Raw genomic sequence first — 17019 nt, 5'->3', positions numbered from 1 at the left:
TCAGGTGAGCTGGATGTAGTCCAGCTCGGCGTATCCGGTGCCGCCCGCGAAGTAGGGGGAGCCCTTGGCCAGGCGGATCACGTTGTAGCCGGCGTTGAGCGTGACGGTCGTGGCGACCGTCGCGCCGAACTGGCCCCAGGCCGGGGTCGGCGGGTAGCTGACCGTGCCCCAGGCGCCGCCGTTGTAGGCCAGGCCCTGGGTGGCGGTGGCGCCCGTGCCGTTGGCGTACCCGATGGTCATCGTGTACGCGCGGGCGGTGGGCACGTTGACGACGAAGTCCACGTAGCTGTCGGTGCGGGGGGTGCCCGAGTTGTCGATGCGGCCGACGTACCCGCCGCCGGACGCGCTGGAGGTGGTCAGGCGCTGGGCGCGGAACACCGAGGCGTTCTCGGCCTCGTAGCGCTGCTGGTAGGCCGGCACCCCGGAGGCCGGCTCGACGACGAGCTGGTAGGCGCTGGTGGCCACCATGTCCGGCACCGACACGCTCAGCTGGCCGTTGCTGACCGTTCGGGTGGTGGTGGAGACCGTGGTGGGGGCGGTCACGGCGGTGAAGCGGCCGCTGGAGGGGGTGGACAGCAGCGTGACCCGCACGCTGGAGCCGAGCGCGCCCAGGCCGGTCAGGTTGACGGTGTTGGTGCCCGCCTCGTTGCCGAACACCACGTTGACGATCCTGCGGGTGCCGTCGTACGCGGCGAAGCCGTCCAGGCCGGTCGTGGTGGTCGAGCCGGTCGTGACCATGCTGCCGGCCATGTCGCCGTACCACTTGTACAGCCACCACGTGCCGGTCGGCTGGTTGTTGTTCACGACCAGGCCGTTCATGGTGCCGTACTCGTACCAGAAGGCGCGGTGCGCGGACTCCACGCCGCCGCGTTCGAGCTTGGCCACGTAGCTGGCGATCCGGCCGGGCACGTCCACCTCGGCCGGGGCGGCGTACTCGTTGATGGAGATCCGGCGCGGGCTGATGCCCAGCGACGCCTCCAGGCTGCGGTAGTCGGCGAGGTCGGCGGCGATCCTGGTGGGGTTCTGCAGCTCGTGCCAGCAGATGATGTCGGGCAGCGTGCCGGTGTCCCTGGCGCGCGTTAGGAACGCCTGCATCCAGGAGCGGCTGTAGGTGGCCGTGCTCGGGCCGACGATCGGGGTGAGCGGGTCGAGGGCGCGGACCGCCCGGTGCGTACGCACCCAGCCGTCGTTGAAGTTGCCCGCCGCCGCGGTGTTCCAGGTGTAGTCGGGCTCGTTCCAGAGCTCCCAGCCGATCACGTTGGTGACCGTGGTCGCCGACAGCCTGGCGTTGACCATGGTGGTGACCTTGGCCAGCCAGTCGTCCCAGCTCACCCACCGGTAGGGGAAGTCGGGGTAGATGTCCGGCATCCGGATGAACTGGCCGGCGCCCACGCGGGTGGCCTGCGGCGCCACCAGCAGCGAGTCACCGCCCGGCGGCTGGCCGTTGGGACGCTGGCCGACGCCCGGGGCGGGCTGCGTCAGCGAGTTGACCTTGATCGGCAGCAGCGTCGAGTCGGCCGGCCTGCCGTTCTCGGCCAGGCCGTACAGGCCGCCGGAGGCGGCGTGCGTGACGGGGCGGAACGGCTGCGCGACGTTGACGGTCAGGGTCGCGCCGGCCGCAGCCTGGGCGGGTGCCGCCAGTCCGCAGGCGAGCATGGCGGCGGTCAGTAAGACGGCGGCGGTTCGCTTCGGTCGGGGGGTGGACACGTACGTACCTCGCTCTGTCTGGTAGGGACAGGGGCTGGGTGGGTCATCCCGCGTCGGCCACCGGAATCCAGACCCGCATCGGGCCCTCGCTCCGGTTGCCCCACAGGAAGTAGGGGACGGCGGTGAGCGCCAGCGCCGGGCCGGCGGTTTCGTCGCCGCCCTCGCTGGTGTAGAGCGGCGCGCCGGCGGCGCCGTCGAGTGCCGAGCCGGACGCCGTGATCACGACGGGGGCCGCGTCGCCCCCGGAGGTCCTGAGCGGGCCGCGGGGGTGCAGGCGCACGTCCTCCAGCACGGTGCCCTCGGGCAGGTCGTGCTGCTCCAGGCAGTAGACCAGCGGCCCCCGGGCCAGGGTGACGCAGCCGCGCACGGCGTCCACGCGGGGGTGGGGGCGTACCTGCCTGGCGGGCATGGCGAGGTCCAGCACGACGCCGGTCCCGTCGCCCCACGATCTGGTCAGGCGCAGGTAGCCGTCCTCGGGGGAGGCCTCGACCGGTTCGCCGCCGATCAGCAGCGTGTGGGAGCCGCACCAGGACGGCACGCGGAGCGCCAGCGTCCACGGTTCGGCGGTCCGCGAGGCCACGGTCAGCTCCACCCGCCCCTGCCAGGGATAGGAGGTGCGCACCTCCACCCGGGCCGCGCCGGTGTCGATCGTGGCCCCGGCGTACAGGTGGAGCTGCACGCCGCCCGCGTCGCCGGTGGCCAGGTAGGCGGGCAGGGAGGCCATGAGGCGGGCGATGTTGGGCGGGCAGCAGGCGCACGAGTACCAGGGCAGGCGGTGCCCGGCCGCCTCCTCGCCGGCGTTGGAGTGGCCGGTGCGCAGGTGCAGCGGGTTGGAGTAGAAGAAGTGCCGGCCGTCCTGGGAGACGGCCGCGGCGACGGCGTTGAGCAGGACGCGCTCCATCTCGTCGGCGTAGCGGGCCCGGCCGGTGGCCAGCAGCAGGCGCCAGCTGAGGTGGAAGCTCGCGATCGAGGCGCACGTCTCGGCGTAGGCGCGGTCGGGCGGCAGCTCGTACGGGTCGCCGTACGCCTCGTCGCGGTGGCGCGAGCCGTGCGCGCCCGTCACGTACGTCCTGGTGCGGCAGGCGTCGTCCCACAACCGCTCCGCCGCCGCCAGCAGCGCCAGGTCGCCGGTCTCCACGGCCACGTCCACCATGCCCGCCAGCAGGTAGAGCTGGCGCACCGAGTGCCCGGCCACCTCCGTCGCCTCGCGCAGCGGCACGTGGTCCTGGTGGTAGCGGGGGCCGAACCGGCCGTGGTCGAGCAGGCCCCGGCCGCGCAGGTCGAGGAAGCGCCGGGCGAGGTCGAGATAGGGGCGGTGCCCGGTGAGGCGGTAGAGCTCGGCCAGCGCGGTCTCGATCTCCGGATGCCCGCACACCTCCTCCACCCGCGAGAACCGCTCCACCAGCAGGTCGGCCAGGCGCCGGGCCACCTCGACCAGCTCGGGGCTCGTCCCGGTCCGCCCCGCGGCGACGGCGGCCTGGATGAGGTGCCCGGCGCAGTAGAGCTCATGGCTCCAGACCGGCTTGAGCCAGCGCTGGTCCGGCTCGGCGACGGTGAAGTAGGAGTTCAGGTAGCCGTCGGCCTGCTGGGCGCGGGCCAGCAGCGCGACCGTGTCACCGGCGAAGTCCCGCAGGCGCGGGTCGGCCCCGGGCGTGGCCAGCTCCCAGAGCGCGGCCTCCAAGGTCTTGTACACGTCGGAGTCGGCGAACCACATCCCCGCGAACTCGTGCCCGCCCGGGTCGCCGGCGGCGGCGCGCAGGTTGTCCAGGTTCCCGCTGCTCTCCAGCCGTTCGAGGCAGTGCGGCAGCGTGTGCTCGGCGTTGCGCCGCCGCCATTGCCCGAGCAGCCCGCCGTCGTCCAGCAGCACCCGGTCCAGGCCGAGCGGCCGGAGCGAGGAGACCGCTCCGGGGCCGGGGACGGCGGGGCCCGCGTCCGGCGGGAGGCCGGCTGTGGCCAGGGGGTTGCCTGCGGGTTTCGGCGTAGTCATCCGGTTCTCTCATCGCGACAAACGGGAAAGTTAGGAAATCGTTTGCCTCACGCTAGCAACGCTCTGTTCCCGTAGTCAACGGGATGTACAGTTGAGATGGCAAGGCTTCAGGAAAGTGGAGGAAACATGGGGAAATTGGCGCGGCACGTCACCATCGCCGACGTCGCGGCGCTGGCGGGGGTGTCGGTGGGCACGGCCTCCAAGGCTCTCAACGGTCGTGGTTCGCTGCGGGAGGAGACGCGGGTGCGGGTGCGGGAGGCGGCCCGGCAGCTGAACTTCGAGGTGAACGCGGGGGCGCGGAGTCTGCATTCGGGGCGTACGTACACGGTGGGCATGATCACCACGGATACGATCGGGCGGTTCAGCATCCCGGTGCTGATGGGTGCGGAGGACGCGCTGGGGGCGGGGCAGATGTCGGTGTTCCTGTGTGACGGGCGCGATGATCCGATCCGGGAGCAGTATCACGTCAAGACGTTGATCGGGCGGCGGGTGGACGGCATCATCGTGACCGGCCGGCGCACTCAGGCCCGCGCCCCGATCGCCGCGTCGCTGCCCGTGCCGGTGGTGTACGCGTTCATCAGCTCGACCGACCCCGACGACTGCTCGGTGGTGCCCGACGAGGCGGGTGGCGCGCGCAAGGCCGTCGAGCACCTGCTGGCCGTCGGCCGCGGCCGCATCGCGCACGTCACCGGGCCCGAACACCACCATTCGGCCCGCGTACGGGCGACGGCGGCGGCCGACCGGCTCGCCGAGGCGGGGCTCTCACTGGCCGGGCCGGCGTTGTTCGGGGCGTGGAGCGAGGTCTGGGGGCGGCAGGCGGTGGGGATGCTGCTGGCCGGTGGGACGGAGTTCGACGCGGTGTTCTGCGGCAGCGACCAGATCGCGCGGGGTGTGGCCGAGGCGCTGCGCTCGGTGGGGCGGCGGGTGCCGCAGGACGTGGCGCTGGTCGGGTTCGACAACTGGGGCGTCATGACCGAGGCCAGCCAGCCGCCGCTGACCAGCGTCGACATGGACCTCGAAGGGCTCGGCCGGGTGGCGGCCGAGATGCTCCTGGCCGCCATCAACGGCGACCCGTCACCGGGCCGCCATGCCCGCCCCTGCCGGCTCGTGGTCCGCGAGTCCACCACGGTCCCGCTGGTGCCCGAAACCCCGTGATTCCTATGCTTGGCGGTATGGGACCGCCGCCTCCATGACCCCGCCCACGACCCCGCCCATGACCCCGCCCATGACCCCGCCCATGACCCCGCCCATGACCCCGCCCATGACCCGCGCCGCCGACGGCCGCCCGGCCGCCCCCGTCCGCATGCTGCACCTCGGGCTGGGCGGGTTCTTCCGCGCCCACCAGGCCTGGTACACCGAGCACGCCCCCGACGCCGCCCGCTGGGGCATCGCCGCCTTCACCGGCCGCAGCACGGACCTCGTCGCCCGCCTGGCCGCCCAGGACGGCGTGTACACGCTGGTCACCCGGGGCGGGGACGGCGACGCCTTCGAGGTGATCAGCTCGGTCACGGCGGCGCACCCCGGGAGCGACCACGGGGCCTGGCTGGCGTACTGGCGGCGGCCCGAGCTGGCCGTGGTCACCCTGACGGTCACCGAGGCGGCCTACAGCACGGGGGACGACGTGCGCGCCGACCTCCTCGCGCTGCGCGCGGACCCGGAGGCGCCGGTGGGCACCGTGGCGGGGCGGTTGACAGCCGGTCTGGCGGCGCGGCGGCGGGCCGGGGGAGGGCCGGTGGCGATCGTGCCGTGCGACAACCTGCCGGGCAACGGCGAGGTGACCGCGCGGCTGGTCGAGGAGCTGGCCGACGCGGCCGGGCTGCGGACCTCCGCCTCCTACGTCACCACCATGGTGGACCGGATCACGCCGTACCCGGACGGGGAGGACGCCGGCGTGGTGGCCGCCGCCACCGGCCGGGCCGACGCCGCGCCGGTGGTCGCCGAGCCGTTCGCCGAGTGGGTGCTGTGCGGGGACTTCCCGGCGGGCAGGCCACGCTGGGAGGACGCGGGCGCCCGCTTCGTCCCCGACGCGACCCCGTACGAGGAACGCAAGCTGTGGCTGCTGAACGGCGGCCATTCCCTCCTGGCCTACGCCGGGGCCCCGCGCGGGCACGCCACGGTCGCCGAGGCCGTCGCCGATCCGGCCTGCCGGGCCTGGCTGGAGCAGTGGTGGGCCGAGGCCGCCCGCCACCTCGACCTCCCCGGACCCGAGCTGGCCGCCTACCGGGCCGCGCTGCTGGACCGGTTCGCCAACCCGCGCATCCGCCACACCCTCGCCAAGATCGCCGAGGACGGGTCGCGGAAGCTGCCCGTACGCGTCCTGCCCGTCCTGCGCGCCGAGCGGCGGCGCGGGGCGCTGCCCGCCGGGGCCGTCCGCATGATCGCGGCCTGGCTGCGCCACCTGCGCGGCGGCGGCGCCCCGGTACGCGACGCCGCCGCCCCGTCCGTCGCCGGCCCCTTGCGGGAGGCCGCCAGGACCGTCCTGGCCTGCCTCGATCCGGCGCTGGCCCACGACGCCGAGCTGATCGACGCCGTCACGGCGCGGGCCGCCGAGCTCGAGTGACGTGTGAGCGCGCCTCAGGCGGCCGGTGGCTTGGTGGCGCGGATGACGGCCGAGTGCATGCCGTCCGCCACCCGGTGGGTGGGCGTGATGGTGACGCCGGTGAAGCCCGCCGCGGCCAGGCCGTCGCGGTATTCGGCCATGGACAGCGCCCCGGCCACGCACGCGGCGTGGTCGCCGCGCCCGGCCCGGTCCGCCGGGGTGAGGTGATCCTCGGCCACCACGTCCGAGACGCCCAACCGGCCGCCGGGCCTGAGTACCCGGTACGTCTCCGCGAACACCGACGGCTTGTCCACGGACAGGTTGATCACGCAGTTGGAGATCACCACGTCCACCGCCGCGTCGGGCAGCGGGACGGCCTCGATTGTGCCCTTGAGGAAGCTCACGTTCGCCGCCCCGGCCGCCGCCGCGTTCGCCCGGGCCAGGCGGAGCATCTCGTCGGTCATGTCCAGCCCGTACGCCATGCCGCCGGGCCCGACGCGCCGCGCCGACAGCAGCACGTCGATGCCGCCCCCGGAGCCGAGGTCGAGCACGGTCTCCCCCTCGCGCAGCTCGGCGACGGCGACCGGGTTGCCGCAGCCCAGGCTGGCGGTCACGGCATCGGCGGGCAGCGCCGCCCGCTCCTCGGCGTCGTACAGGCCCCCGCCGAACACCTGCTCGCCGGCGGGGCCGCCGCAGCAGCCCGAGGCGGGGCCGGCCTCGATGACGGACAGGGCCGCGGCGGCGTACCGGGCTCTGACTTCTTCCCGCAGGTCGCTGGGCCGGCTCATGACGACCTCCTCCTATTGATGAGACTTCTATCTAAATAGACAAGTCTCTAATCAGTCAAGGGCGCCGGCCCGGTCAACTGTCCTTACGTGCATCTCACTCGATCTGGATAGATTCGAGCCGACAGGAAGGAGTCATGGAATGGCCTTGGCTAATGTCGGCATGCGGCGATTACTGGCGGACTCGGGGGAGGCCCGCGAGTGGGTGTCGCCGAGAACGGACCTGGTGACGGCCCTGTTCGGCGTCTGGTTCGGCGTCGGCCTGATGATCGACGCGTGGGCGCACAGCAACCTGGCGGAGCTGGAGACGTTCTTCACGCCCTGGCACGCGGTGTTCTACTCCGGGTTCGCCGTGGTCTCGGGCTGGATCATGTGGCAGGTGTGGCGTAACGTCCGCGCCGGGCGGCAGGGGCTGGCCGCCGTGCCGCCGGGATACCTGGCCGGGCTGGTGGCGGTGCCGGCGTTCGCCGCCTTCGGGTTCGCCGACATGATCTGGCACACCGTCCTCGGCATCGAGACCAGCCTCGACATCCTGTTCAGCCCCTCGCATCTCGGGCTCATCGTGACGATGCTCCTCATCATCACCACGCCGCTCCGCTCCGCGTGGAACGCCCCCGACGTGGGCGCGAGCCCGTCCCTGGGCCGCCTGCTCCCGGCGCTGATCGGGCTGGCGTTCGCCACCACGCTGGTGTCCCTCTTCCTCTCGTACGGCGACGCGATGCAGTACCGTTCCCTGCGCATCGTCGAGGCGTTCTCCTCGGCGGACGGCCAGGGCGCCAGCCGGCTCGCCCTCGCCATGGTCGTCACCAACGTCATCGTGCTCGCCCCCGTGCTCTTCCTGGCGCGCCGCTGGGCCCTGCCGTTCGGCTCGGTGACCGTCATGTACGCGATCGGCATCCTCATGCCGGGCGCGCAGACGCAGTTCGAGAACCTGCCGATGCTGCTGTCGTTCGTGGCCGCCGGATTCGTGAGCGACCTGCTGATCCGCTGGCTCCGCCCGTCCGGCGCGCGGCGGGGCGCCTACTGGACCTTCGCCGGGCTGTCGGCCTTCGCCACCTGGTCGCTCTACATCGGGGTCGCCTCGGCCACGGGTGGCGGTCTGCCCGGCGTGCCGGAGCTGTGGACCGGCGCCCCGATCATCGCCGGGCTCATCGGGCTGGCGCTTGGGGCGCTGATGCTGCCCAACGCGGTCGACATGCCTGGACCGGGACGAGCAGAGCGGGCATGATCCGAGCCCTGTGCCTCGCCGCCGTCCTGGTGCTGGCGCTGGCCGCTCCCGCCGCGGCGCACGACGTCACGGCGGGGGCGGACCTGCGGATCGCCCAGAGCATCGCCGGCGCGGAGGTCACGGTGGTGATCAAGGGGACGTCCCGGGTGCCGGGGCCGCTGCGGATCGGGGTCATCGCGTACCAGCCGGTCGCCGGGCTGCCCGTCGGCCTGGAGGTCCGCTCCGTCGAGGACGGCCGCACCGTGACGGGCACGGCCAGGGCGGCGGCGCGGGACCCGCAGTACGCGCAGCTCAGAGTGGAGCGGACCGGGCCGCACGAGCTTAAGCTGAGCGCGGGGGACGAGGTCGCCGTCGTCCCGTTCCGCGTCCTCGTCGAACGCGGCTCGGCCGGGGACCTCCTGATCTACGGCGGCCTGTTCGTGGCCGGGCTGCTGCTGGTCGGCGGCCTGCTCACCGGGGGGCTGGCCCGGCGGGCCACGGCGATGCTGCTGTCCGCGGGCGCCGCGGCCGGGGTGACGGTCGCCGCCATGGTCATCGTGTTCGAACCGCAACTGCCCCCCGCTTTGCCCGACGGCGCCGCGCCGGTGGCCGGGACGCCGGCGGGCGGGCGGCCGTACGCGCAGGCCCGGGTGGCCACGGTGCCGGCCCGGCCGGCGGCGGGGCAGGACTTCACGCTGCGGGTCGACCTCGTCGACGGCTCCACCGGGCGGCCCGTGGACGACCTCGCCGTGCACCACGAGGCGCTCGCCCACGTGGTCGTCACCAGCGCGGACGGCCGGTACTTCCGCCACCTCCACCCCCTCCGCACGGCTCCCGGCCGCCTGGAGGTCAGGCTGCGCGCCGACCGGCCCGGCCGGTACCTGGCGCACGCCGAGCTGGAACGCGAGGACTCGGGCGGCCAGCTCGTCACCGCCGGCTTCGAGATCGGCGGCGAAGCGGCCCCGGGGACCTCCGTGCCGGCCGGCGAGGCGGTCTCGCCGCTGCTGCGTCCCGCCGTCCCGGTGGCCGGCCGTCCGGCGACGATCGAGCTGCCCGCCCCCGCCGGCGTGCGGCCCTGGCTGGGCATGACCGGCCACCTGCTCGTACGCAGCCAGGACGGCACGTTCTTCGGCCACGTGCACGAGATGGGCACCCCCGGCTCCCGGCTGCGCTTCACCTTCAGCTTCCCCGAGCCGGGCCGCTACCTCGCCTGGGCCCAGTACGCCACCGCCGACCGCATCGTCACCGCCCCCTTCACCGTCGACGTGACGGCCTCGGGGACCCTGCGATGAACGGCGGGCGCGCGCTGGCCGTCGCCGCCGCCCTCGTCGTGGCCGCCGTGGCGCTGTTCGTCGTGGGCAGGAGTGTGGCGGCCGAGCCGCTCAGCCTGAGCACCACGGGATCCCGCTACGCCGCCACCGTCCTGATCGAGGCCCCCGCCCCCGGGCCCGGCACCGTGGAGGTCGTGGTGAACGCCGGCGACGCCGACACCGTGACCCTCTCGGCGGTGATGGCCGACATGGGGCACTCCACGCCCGAGCTCGCCGCCGCCGAGCGGGAGCCGGGCCGCTTCGTGGCCACCGGCGAGCTGTTCTCCATGAGCGGCGTCTGGGAGCTGTCGATCCGGCTCGACGGCCCGGCGGGCGAGGAACAGCTTGCCGTCAAGGCACTGATCACCGACTAGACCGGCCGTCCCGCCCCTGGCCGGAGGGCGGGACGGTCGCGCTCGTGGAAGCTTTCTGCGGTCCAGGGGTTGACAGAACGCCCGGCTCCTTAAATTATTATTCCTACTTGTATAGTAGGAATGGTAGGGAAGGGGAGATCGTGCGAGCGCTCATCCTGCTCGGGCTGGTCGGTCTCGCGGCCCAGCTCGTCGACGGCAGCCTCGGCATGGCCTATGGCGTCACGTCGACGACGCTGCTGCTGGCCATCGGCACCAACGCGGCGGCGGCCTCCGCCACCGTCCACCTCGCTGAGATCGGCACCACGCTGGCCTCCGGCATCTCCCACTGGCGCTTCGGCAACGTGGACTGGAAGGTCGTCGCCAAGATCGGCGTCCCCGGCGCCATCGGCGCGTTCGCCGGTGCGACGTTCCTGTCCAGCCTGTCCACCGAGATCGCCGCCCCGGTCATGTCGCTCATCCTGCTGTCGCTGGGCGTCTACATTCTTATCCGCTTCACCGCCTTCGGCCTGCCGCGCGGCAACCTGGGCAAGCCGCTGCGCAGGCGGTTCCTGGCCCCGCTCGGCCTGCTGGCCGGCTTCGTCGACGCCACCGGCGGTGGCGGCTGGGGCCCGGTCGGCACGCCCGCCATCCTGGCCAGTGGCCGCCTGGCCCCGCGCAAGGTGATCGGCTCCGTCGACGCCAGCGAGTTCCTCGTCGCCATCGCCGCCAGCGTGGGCTTCTTCGTCGGCATCGGCTCGGAGAACATCAACTTCGCGTGGGTGGGGGTGCTGCTGCTCGGCGGCGTCATCGCCGCACCGATCGCGGCCTGGCTGGTCCGTCACATCCCGCCGCGCATCCTGGGCTCCGCCGTGGGCGGCGTCATCGTGCTGACCAACGTACGGACGCTGCTGCGCAGTGACTGGGTCGACGCCTCGGGCGGCGTCCAGGCGGTCGCCTACATCGCCATCGCCGTCATCTGGGCGGCCGCCATCGCCTACTCGGTCCGCGAATACCGCCGCGACAAGGCCAACGAGTCGGTCGAGGCCGTGGAGAGCGAGCTGCGGCAGCGTACGTCGGCCGAGGAGGAGACGGCCCCCGCCTGAGATCGCCCATGAGAATCTCAGCCCGCACCCAGTACGCCCTCGGCGCCATGCTCGCCCTGGCCGGGGCCGACCGCCCGGTGCACGCGGAGTGGATCGCCGACTCGCAGGAGATCCCGCGCCGCTTCTGCGACAACATCCTGCTCCAGCTCCGCCGGGCCGGGCTCATCCGCAGCCAGCGCGGCCCGGACGGGGGCTACTGGCTGGCCCGCCCGGCCGGGGAGATCGCCCTCGCCGACGTCATCCGCGTCACCGAGGGCGTCGAACCGGCCGCCCGGCCCTTCCCTGCGGCGGCCGCGCCGCTGGCCGAGATCTGGGACCGGCTGCGCAGCCACGAGGACGCCCTGCTCAGCGAGATCACCCTCGCCGACGTCGTCGCCTCCAGCACCCACCCGACCGCCCTGGCCCAACAAGAAACCCACTGACCGCCCCGGTCCCAGGACCCTAGCCCAAAGGCCGGCGACCGCCCCGCCCCCGCCCCCTGCCCGGGACCCTCGACCGAAGACCCGGCGACCGCCCCGCCCCCTACGCGGGGCCGTCGGCGCGGAGGCACGGTGACCGCCCGCCTCGTGCCGCCCGCCTCGTGCCGCCCGCCTCGCGTTGGCCGCGCCGCGCCTGCTGGGTCGCGTCCGTCGGGTCGCGCCGCCTGCCTCGCGCAGCCCGCCACGCCGCGCCCGCCACGCCGCGCCGCCCGCCAATGCCGTGTCCGTCATGCCGCGTCCGCCGGTTACCTCGCGTCTGCCGGGTCGCGCTGGCCGCGCCGCGCCCGCCTCTTCGAGCCGATGGGCGGATCCCGGTTGCGGTCGGAGGTGGGGTAGGGGGCTGGCAAGCTGGAGGGCATGGCGTTCGGGGTGCGGGAGTTCGAGCTGGCGCTGATGCACCGCATGCGGGACCTCAACCCCGCCAGGGTGGAGGAGGCGCTGCGTGACATGGGCGCCTCCCGGGCCGAGTTGCGGGAGGCGCACGCCCACTGGACGCGGCTGGCCCACGCCCCGAGGGCGCCGAAGGGGGCGGCCGCGCTGCGGATGGCCCTGGGCCCGGCCCCCTACCGGGGCAGGCGGCCGGCCGGAAGTCTCACCTGCGACGTCCTGCGCTGGCCGCTGCCGTCCTGGCCGGGGCTGGAGTTCGAGGCCCTGGTCGGCCCCGGCGGCGAGGTGTGGAACCAGTGGTTCGTCCGCCCCGCCGGCGCCGCCGCCCTGACCTTCGCCGACCTCACCCCGTGGACGTGCGTGGTGGCCGACCTCGGCGCGAGTTTCCCCGGCGCCGTACAGATCGAGGGCCCGGCACCGCACCACTGGACCGTCGACTTTCCCCACGACGGTGTGACGTACCGGGCCCGTTTCGTCTACGGCCTGCACCAGGTCCTCACGAAGCCGTGAGGAGCCGGCCCTAGCGGGGGCTCTTCACCGCCAGCAACGCCTGGTACGCGGGCTTGGGCGCCAGGTTCTCGTCGAACAGGCACGCCGAGCCCTGCCCCTCGAACCAGCCCGGCACCCACGAGTGCCGGTCGGTGAAGCCCCAGACGGTGAGCTCGCGGCAGGCCCGGACGCTGAGGCAGTCGGTGAGCGCCCGGCTGTAGTACGTGGCCTGCGTGGCCAGCTTCTCCGGGGTCACGGGCAGCTCCATGCGCACGTCCAGCTCGGTGACCGCGATCTCCAGGCCCAGGTCGGCGAAGCGGCGCATGACGTTCGCCCAGTCGCCGGGGTAGTCGTACTGGATCCCGAGGTGGCCCTGGAAGCCGGCGCCGTGGATCGGCACGCCCTGCGCCTGGAGGTCCTTGACCAGGGACAGCGTGGTCTCGATCTTGGGGGCGTTCCATTCCAGGTTGTAGTCGTTGATGAAGAGCTTGGCGTGCGGGTCGGCGCGGTGCGCCCAGCGGAAGGCGTCGGCGATGTAGCCGGGGCCGAGGTGGGTGAGCCAGAGGCTCTGCCGCAGGGTGCCGTCCTCCTCCACGACCTCGTTGACCACGTCCCAGGCCCGGATCTTGCCCTTGTAGCGGCGTACCTGGGCGGTGATGTGGTCGCGCAGGATCGACCTGAGCTCGGCCGCGTCGATCGAGCCGTCCTCGACGCCGGTGGTCAGCCAGGCGGGGAGCTGGTTGTGCCAGACGAGGGTGTGGCCGCGTACCTGCTGGCGGTTGCGGCGGGCGCTCTCGACGAGGGCGTCGGCGTCGGCCCAGGTGAACACCCCCCGCTCCGGCTCCACGGACTCCCACTTCATCGCGTTCTCGGCGGTGACGTGGCTGAACTCGCGGTTGAGCACCTTGCGGTAGTCGGGCTCGGCGCGCAGGGCGGCGATGTCGACGGCGGAGCCGATCTTGATGCCGTGCTGCTGGGCCAGGGCCCGCAGGTCCCGGGGCGGTCGCGGGTGGGCGGACGCGGGCAGGGGGGCGGCGAGGACGAGTGCGAGGGCGATGATCAGTGGCTTCACCGAAAGACCTCCGATGCCGAAGCCGGGGGGTGCCAGAGGCGACACGCTCCCGAAAGTTTCGGGAGCATGACGATAATTTCACCGGTCGCCGGAACCGTATGGGCTCAGCGACGCTTCGTCAACCTCTGGCGTAGGCGGGAGACGGCCGATCTCGGCCGGGCCGTCATCCGGGAGGCCCAGGCCCGGCCCGCGAGCCGGGAGACCAGCGCGGTGAGCCCGATCGCGGCCAGGACGAGCAGCAGGTTGCGGAAGTAGTCGAGCGGCAGGATCGACGGGTTGTCGGCCCGCCGCCCCAGGGCCAGCACCGTCGGCAGGGTCGCCAGCGTCACCGCGCCTGCCACGATCAGGGCCGCCCTCGGCACCGGGCCCAGACGGCCCGCGACCAGCCCGACCAGCAGGATCGCGGGCATCAGCACCGCGTCGTGCGCCACCAGGAGGAGGCCGAACCACAACGCCCAGCCCACCGGATCGGTCTCCATCACCAGCCCGGCCAGGCCGAGCACCACGAGCCCGCCGCCGGCCGCGTGACCGAGCCACCTCATGAGACCCTCACCCTCGCGACCCACTTGGTCTGCATGACACCCGGCCGGTTGGGCGCGATGAGCCGGGCCGGGTAGCCGTGGTCGGGGTCGAGCGGGCGGCCGTTGAGCGTGAGCGCGAGCAGGGTGAGGGGGTCGTTCCAGTGCGGGGGCCGTACCTCGCTGGTGCGGTAGTAGCCGGACCGCTCCAGGGACTCGACCGTCAGGTACGCCTCCGGCGACCCGCCGGCCCGGCCGATCAGGTCGCGCAGGCGTACGCCCGACCACTCGCAATCCACGCTCCAGCCCTCCACGCACGCGATCGGCAACCTGACCGTGTGCTGCGGCAACCGCTGGAGGTCGGCGTAGCTGAGAGACAGCTCGGTGCGTACGGCTCCCGTCACGACCAGCCGGTACGCCGGGTCGCGCAGCACCTCTGTCACCCCCGCCGCGGCGGCCGACCGGTTCACCGGCACACCCTGCGGCCCCACGTCCGGATCGCGCGGCGCCAGCACGGCCAGCCGCTCCAGGGGCGTGAGCGCCTCCCCGGCGGTGACCAGCGCCACCAGGCCCGACGCCGCGGCGACGGTGTACAGGAACCGGCGCCGCCCCGGTTCCTCGACGCGGGTGAACAGGTGCCGCCGGATCTTGGCCCACTCGTTGACGACGTGGATGACGAGGGCGCCGTACACGATGTAGGCGGTCCAGTAGTGCGCCTGGAGGAAGCCGAACGGCCACGGGTACAGGTAGGCGATGTTGAACAGCCCCGTGACCAGCTGGAACAGCGCGCCCGCCACGAGCAGCAGCACGAACAGCCGCTCGACGGCGTGTCCGGCGGAGCGCAGCGGCGGCCACTGCCACAGCTTGGGGTAGACCGTCCAGAGCTTGGCCAGCAGCAGCGGGACCGTGGCGATGCCGCTGATGACGTGCAGGCCCTGGGTGACCCGATAGAGGTTGACCGGCCGGGACGGCCACAGCAGCCAGGCGGGCGGGTGCTGGGTGAAGTGGCTGAACAGACCGGTCGCGAAGGCGACGGTGAAGCTGATCCCCAGCCACGTGCCCAGCCTGGCCGCCACCCGCTCCGAACGCAGCGGGCTGGTGAACCGGCCGGACAGCGACCGGCCCATGCGTGTCAGGTGCCTGCTCATGTCTCGGAGCCTGACATCCCGGTGCCCGGGAAGGGCCGCCGCGGCCCGTACCGTCCGCGTTCCGTAAGAAAGCGGCGTCAGATCAGCACCAGGATGGCCACGCCGAGCGTGAGATCGAGGACGGCGCAGAACTCCGCCAGCGACCGCGCCACGACCTTGTTCGCCCGCCAGACGACGATGTCCAGCGTTCCGTGGGCGATCAGGGCGGCGGCGACGAGGTAGCCGCCGACGGCGGGGGAGAGGGACATCGCGATCAGGGCGGCGCCGCCGAAGACCAGCATGGCGGGGAACTGCGCGGCGGTGAGCCGGGGCCGCCGCAGCAGGCCGTCCACCAGCCCGATCACGGCGATCGACACCGCACCGCCCACCAGCGCGGGCCACGGGTCGGCGTCGAGCAGCCGCAGCAGCGTCACCGCCACCACGGACGCGCCGAACAGCGGCCACACCACGCCCGGCCGGCCGACCACGGCGGTGCCGAGGTAGATGAGCGCGGCGAGGAACACGACGAGCGCCTGCCCGCGGCCGTCCCCCAGATCCAGGGCGCTCAAGCCGGCGGCGGCCAGCCCGCACCACGTGGGCCAGCGGCGGGCGACGCCGATCAGCGCACGGCGCGCCGCCCCGGTCGCCGGGACGGTGGACTCGGAAGAGATGTCACTCATACCCGAGACCCTCGCCCGCCGGCCCGCCCACCACCGAGTCCCTCCGGCGGGTAGGTCCAGAATCCTGGGCCACCTGTCCGATCGATCCACCCCCCACGGCACGCCGCGCTCAGGTGGGGCTCAGGCCGCAGCAGCCCGGAGCCCGGCCTTGCGCCAGACCTTGAGCAGGCGCCTCGCCGAGCCGCCCACCGGCCCGACCGCCTCGTAGAGCACCTTCCGCGAGACCGGCTCGGCCGACTCCACGGCGGTGACGGCGTCGTCGGCGGAGGTGATCGTGTGCGTGCAGACGCTCAGCAGGTAACCGGGGATCTGCAGGCGCGGGTCCGTGCACCCCACCAGCGGGACGCCCACCGCGGCGACGACCGGGAAGACGGTCCCGGGGATCCCGATCGCGGCCTCCGCCCGGGCCGACGCCTGGACCGAGGCGACGGTGCTGATCTCGTACCGCTCCCACAGCGAACGGTCCTCGCGCGGGTGCAGCCCGACCAGGATGTGCTTGCCGGCCGCCGCGAGCCGGTCCGCCGCGGCGAGCAGCAGCTCGGTGCCCGGCGCCGAGCCGCCTGTCTCGCTGGAGCGGGTCACGCTGGTAAGCACCAGTACGGTCCCCGCCTCCGGAGCGTGCCTGGGCAGGTCGTCGGTCTGCGGCGTGCCCACGACCTCGATCGGGCGGCGCGTGCCCAGGTAGTCGTCGAACACCTTCGCCTCGGCCGGCGACGACGCGGTGATCGCCCGCAGCCGCCCCCTGAACTCCTTCGCCCGGGGCGCCTCGACCGGCAGCTGGTAGGCCAGCGAGCTCGCGACCATGGGCAGGCGGGGGAACGTCGCGGCGCAGTCCGCCGGCCAGTCCCCGGCGCCCGTCACCACGAGCAGGTCGGCCTCCGTGACCTCGCCGGGGAGCGCGACCGGCACCGGATCGCCGGGCTTGATCCCCGACCGGTCGGGCACGAGCTGGACCAGGTCCCACCCCAGGCGCCGGGCCTCGGGCAGCAGCGGCGCGGAGTGGTAGGTGCCCCACGGCTCGTTCGTGGCGATCAGGACGCGCGGCGCCTTCCCGCCGCCCGGCCGTGCCTGTGCCTGCGCCGGGACACCTGCGCCCAGCACGGTGGCCCCGGCCCCGGCCACCAGGCCGGCGAGCAGGGACCGCCGGGAGAGGCCACGGTCCATCACGGGGGACATGTCGTTAAATGCCATGAAGTTGGAATCTATGGGCTGGTTTGGGCTTGTTTGTGAACATGGATCATCATTCAGGCGAACGGGAAGAGGGATGAACTGTTCA

Annotated in this window: 16 protein-coding genes; 8 read left to right on the top strand and 8 right to left on the bottom strand. The window is 73.4% G+C overall.

Translation table 11 applies throughout. From position 1 onward, the window contains the following. Together ACBJ59_RS03610 and ACBJ59_RS03605 are read right to left on the bottom strand one after the other, a co-directional pair. Entirely contained in the window at positions 1-1707 is a 1707-nt protein-coding gene (locus ACBJ59_RS03610; RefSeq protein ID WP_375108718.1) for a hypothetical protein, read from the bottom strand. A 43-nt stretch (positions 1708-1750) separates the two neighbouring features. Continuing rightward, positions 1751-3694 (bottom strand): glycoside hydrolase family 127 protein, encoded by a 1944-nt coding sequence (locus ACBJ59_RS03605; protein ID WP_375108717.1) that lies wholly within the window; start codon positions 3692-3694, stop codon positions 1751-1753. Between the two features lie 126 nt (positions 3695-3820). Between ACBJ59_RS03605 and ACBJ59_RS03600 the strand changes: the two genes are divergently transcribed. Both ACBJ59_RS03600 and ACBJ59_RS03595 read left to right on the top strand, forming a co-directional pair. Further along, on the top strand, positions 3821-4849 hold the full coding sequence (locus tag ACBJ59_RS03600; RefSeq protein WP_375108716.1) for a LacI family DNA-binding transcriptional regulator: 1029 nt from the start codon (positions 3821-3823) through the stop codon (positions 4847-4849). 34 nt (positions 4850-4883) lie between these two features. Continuing rightward, positions 4884-6254, top strand: a complete 1371-nt coding sequence (locus ACBJ59_RS03595; protein WP_375108715.1) for a mannitol dehydrogenase family protein — start codon at positions 4884-4886, stop codon at positions 6252-6254. 14 nt (positions 6255-6268) lie between these two features. On the opposite strand, the gene arsM is transcribed toward ACBJ59_RS03595, so the two are convergent. Next, on the bottom strand, positions 6269-7021 hold the full coding sequence (gene arsM, locus ACBJ59_RS03590; RefSeq protein WP_375108714.1) for an arsenite methyltransferase: 753 nt from the start codon (positions 7019-7021) through the stop codon (positions 6269-6271). A gap of 139 nt (positions 7022-7160) precedes the next feature. Between arsM and ACBJ59_RS03585 the strand changes: the two genes are divergently transcribed. The 6 genes from ACBJ59_RS03585 to ACBJ59_RS03560 all read left to right on the top strand — a co-directional run bounded on the left by ACBJ59_RS03585 (position 7161) and on the right by ACBJ59_RS03560 (position 12367). Continuing rightward, complete coding sequence (locus ACBJ59_RS03585) at positions 7161-8246, top strand: hypothetical protein (protein WP_375108713.1); 1086 nt, start codon at positions 7161-7163, stop codon at positions 8244-8246. After that, positions 8243-9517, top strand: a complete 1275-nt coding sequence (locus ACBJ59_RS03580) for a hypothetical protein (protein ID WP_375108712.1) — start codon at positions 8243-8245, stop codon at positions 9515-9517. Before ACBJ59_RS03585 ends, ACBJ59_RS03580 begins: the two co-directional genes overlap by 4 nt. Beyond that, a complete protein-coding gene (locus ACBJ59_RS03575) occupies positions 9514-9909 on the top strand; it encodes a hypothetical protein (protein ID WP_375108711.1) in 396 nt (131 codons plus the stop codon). The genes ACBJ59_RS03580 and ACBJ59_RS03575 overlap by 4 nt, the downstream gene beginning before the upstream one ends. 140 nt (positions 9910-10049) lie before the next feature. Further along, positions 10050-10991 (top strand): sulfite exporter TauE/SafE family protein, encoded by a 942-nt coding sequence (locus ACBJ59_RS03570; RefSeq protein ID WP_375108710.1) that lies wholly within the window; start codon positions 10050-10052, stop codon positions 10989-10991. Between the two features lie 8 nt (positions 10992-10999). Continuing rightward, entirely contained in the window at positions 11000-11413 is a 414-nt protein-coding gene (locus ACBJ59_RS03565; RefSeq protein WP_375108709.1) for an RrF2 family transcriptional regulator, read from the top strand. A 414-nt stretch (positions 11414-11827) separates the two neighbouring features. Then, entirely contained in the window at positions 11828-12367 is a 540-nt protein-coding gene (locus ACBJ59_RS03560; RefSeq protein ID WP_375108708.1) for a hypothetical protein, read from the top strand. A 10-nt stretch (positions 12368-12377) separates the two neighbouring features. Here ACBJ59_RS03560 and ACBJ59_RS03555 read toward each other — a convergent pair whose 3' ends face one another. The 5 genes from ACBJ59_RS03555 to ACBJ59_RS03535 all read right to left on the bottom strand — a co-directional run bounded on the left by ACBJ59_RS03555 (position 12378) and on the right by ACBJ59_RS03535 (position 16934). After that, positions 12378-13418 (bottom strand): endo-1,4-beta-xylanase, encoded by a 1041-nt coding sequence (locus ACBJ59_RS03555; RefSeq protein WP_375108707.1) that lies wholly within the window; start codon positions 13416-13418, stop codon positions 12378-12380. A 104-nt stretch (positions 13419-13522) separates the two neighbouring features. Then, on the bottom strand, positions 13523-13960 hold the full coding sequence (locus ACBJ59_RS03550; protein ID WP_375108706.1) for a hypothetical protein: 438 nt from the start codon (positions 13958-13960) through the stop codon (positions 13523-13525). Further along, on the bottom strand, positions 13957-15084 hold the full coding sequence (locus tag ACBJ59_RS03545) for a molybdopterin-dependent oxidoreductase (RefSeq protein WP_375108705.1): 1128 nt from the start codon (positions 15082-15084) through the stop codon (positions 13957-13959). The genes ACBJ59_RS03550 and ACBJ59_RS03545 overlap by 4 nt, the downstream gene beginning before the upstream one ends. Before the next feature lie 77 nt (positions 15085-15161). Beyond that, positions 15162-15743 carry a hypothetical protein gene (locus ACBJ59_RS03540; protein ID WP_375108704.1) on the bottom strand — a complete coding sequence of 194 codons (582 nt, stop codon included), beginning with the start codon at positions 15741-15743 and terminating at the stop codon, positions 15162-15164. Positions 15744-15863: 120 nt separating this feature from the next. Then, complete coding sequence (locus tag ACBJ59_RS03535; protein ID WP_375108703.1) at positions 15864-16934, bottom strand: hypothetical protein; 1071 nt, start codon at positions 16932-16934, stop codon at positions 15864-15866. Positions 16935-17019: the final 85 nt, after the last annotated feature.

This window comes from Nonomuraea sp. MTCD27 (genome assembly GCF_041950495.1).
Classification (GTDB): domain Bacteria; phylum Actinomycetota; class Actinomycetes; order Streptosporangiales; family Streptosporangiaceae; genus Nonomuraea.
This window is presented reverse-complemented; position numbering and strand designations above follow the sequence as displayed.

What these genes read in the sequence shown, in the direction of transcription:
- ACBJ59_RS03540 (WP_375108704.1), bottom strand. Translation starts at nt 15,743, where the DNA reads ATGAGTGACATCTCTTCCGAGTCCACCGTCCCGGCGACCGGGGCGGCG.
- ACBJ59_RS03560 (WP_375108708.1), top strand. Translation starts at nt 11,828, where the DNA reads ATGGCGTTCGGGGTGCGGGAGTTCGAGCTGGCGCTGATGCACCGCATG.
- ACBJ59_RS03565 (WP_375108709.1), top strand. Translation starts at nt 11,000, where the DNA reads ATGAGAATCTCAGCCCGCACCCAGTACGCCCTCGGCGCCATGCTCGCC.
- arsM (WP_375108714.1), bottom strand. Translation starts at nt 7,021, where the DNA reads ATGAGCCGGCCCAGCGACCTGCGGGAAGAAGTCAGAGCCCGGTACGCC.
- ACBJ59_RS03600 (WP_375108716.1), top strand. Translation starts at nt 3,821, where the DNA reads ATGGGGAAATTGGCGCGGCACGTCACCATCGCCGACGTCGCGGCGCTG.
- ACBJ59_RS03585 (WP_375108713.1), top strand. Translation starts at nt 7,161, where the DNA reads ATGGCCTTGGCTAATGTCGGCATGCGGCGATTACTGGCGGACTCGGGG.
- ACBJ59_RS03535 (WP_375108703.1), bottom strand. Translation starts at nt 16,934, where the DNA reads ATGGCATTTAACGACATGTCCCCCGTGATGGACCGTGGCCTCTCCCGG.
- ACBJ59_RS03580 (WP_375108712.1), top strand. Translation starts at nt 8,243, where the DNA reads ATGATCCGAGCCCTGTGCCTCGCCGCCGTCCTGGTGCTGGCGCTGGCC.
- ACBJ59_RS03575 (WP_375108711.1), top strand. Translation starts at nt 9,514, where the DNA reads ATGAACGGCGGGCGCGCGCTGGCCGTCGCCGCCGCCCTCGTCGTGGCC.
- ACBJ59_RS03605 (WP_375108717.1), bottom strand. Translation starts at nt 3,694, where the DNA reads ATGACTACGCCGAAACCCGCAGGCAACCCCCTGGCCACAGCCGGCCTC.
- ACBJ59_RS03550 (WP_375108706.1), bottom strand. Translation starts at nt 13,960, where the DNA reads ATGAGGTGGCTCGGTCACGCGGCCGGCGGCGGGCTCGTGGTGCTCGGC.
- ACBJ59_RS03545 (WP_375108705.1), bottom strand. Translation starts at nt 15,084, where the DNA reads ATGAGCAGGCACCTGACACGCATGGGCCGGTCGCTGTCCGGCCGGTTC.
- ACBJ59_RS03595 (WP_375108715.1), top strand. Translation starts at nt 4,884, where the DNA reads ATGACCCCGCCCACGACCCCGCCCATGACCCCGCCCATGACCCCGCCC.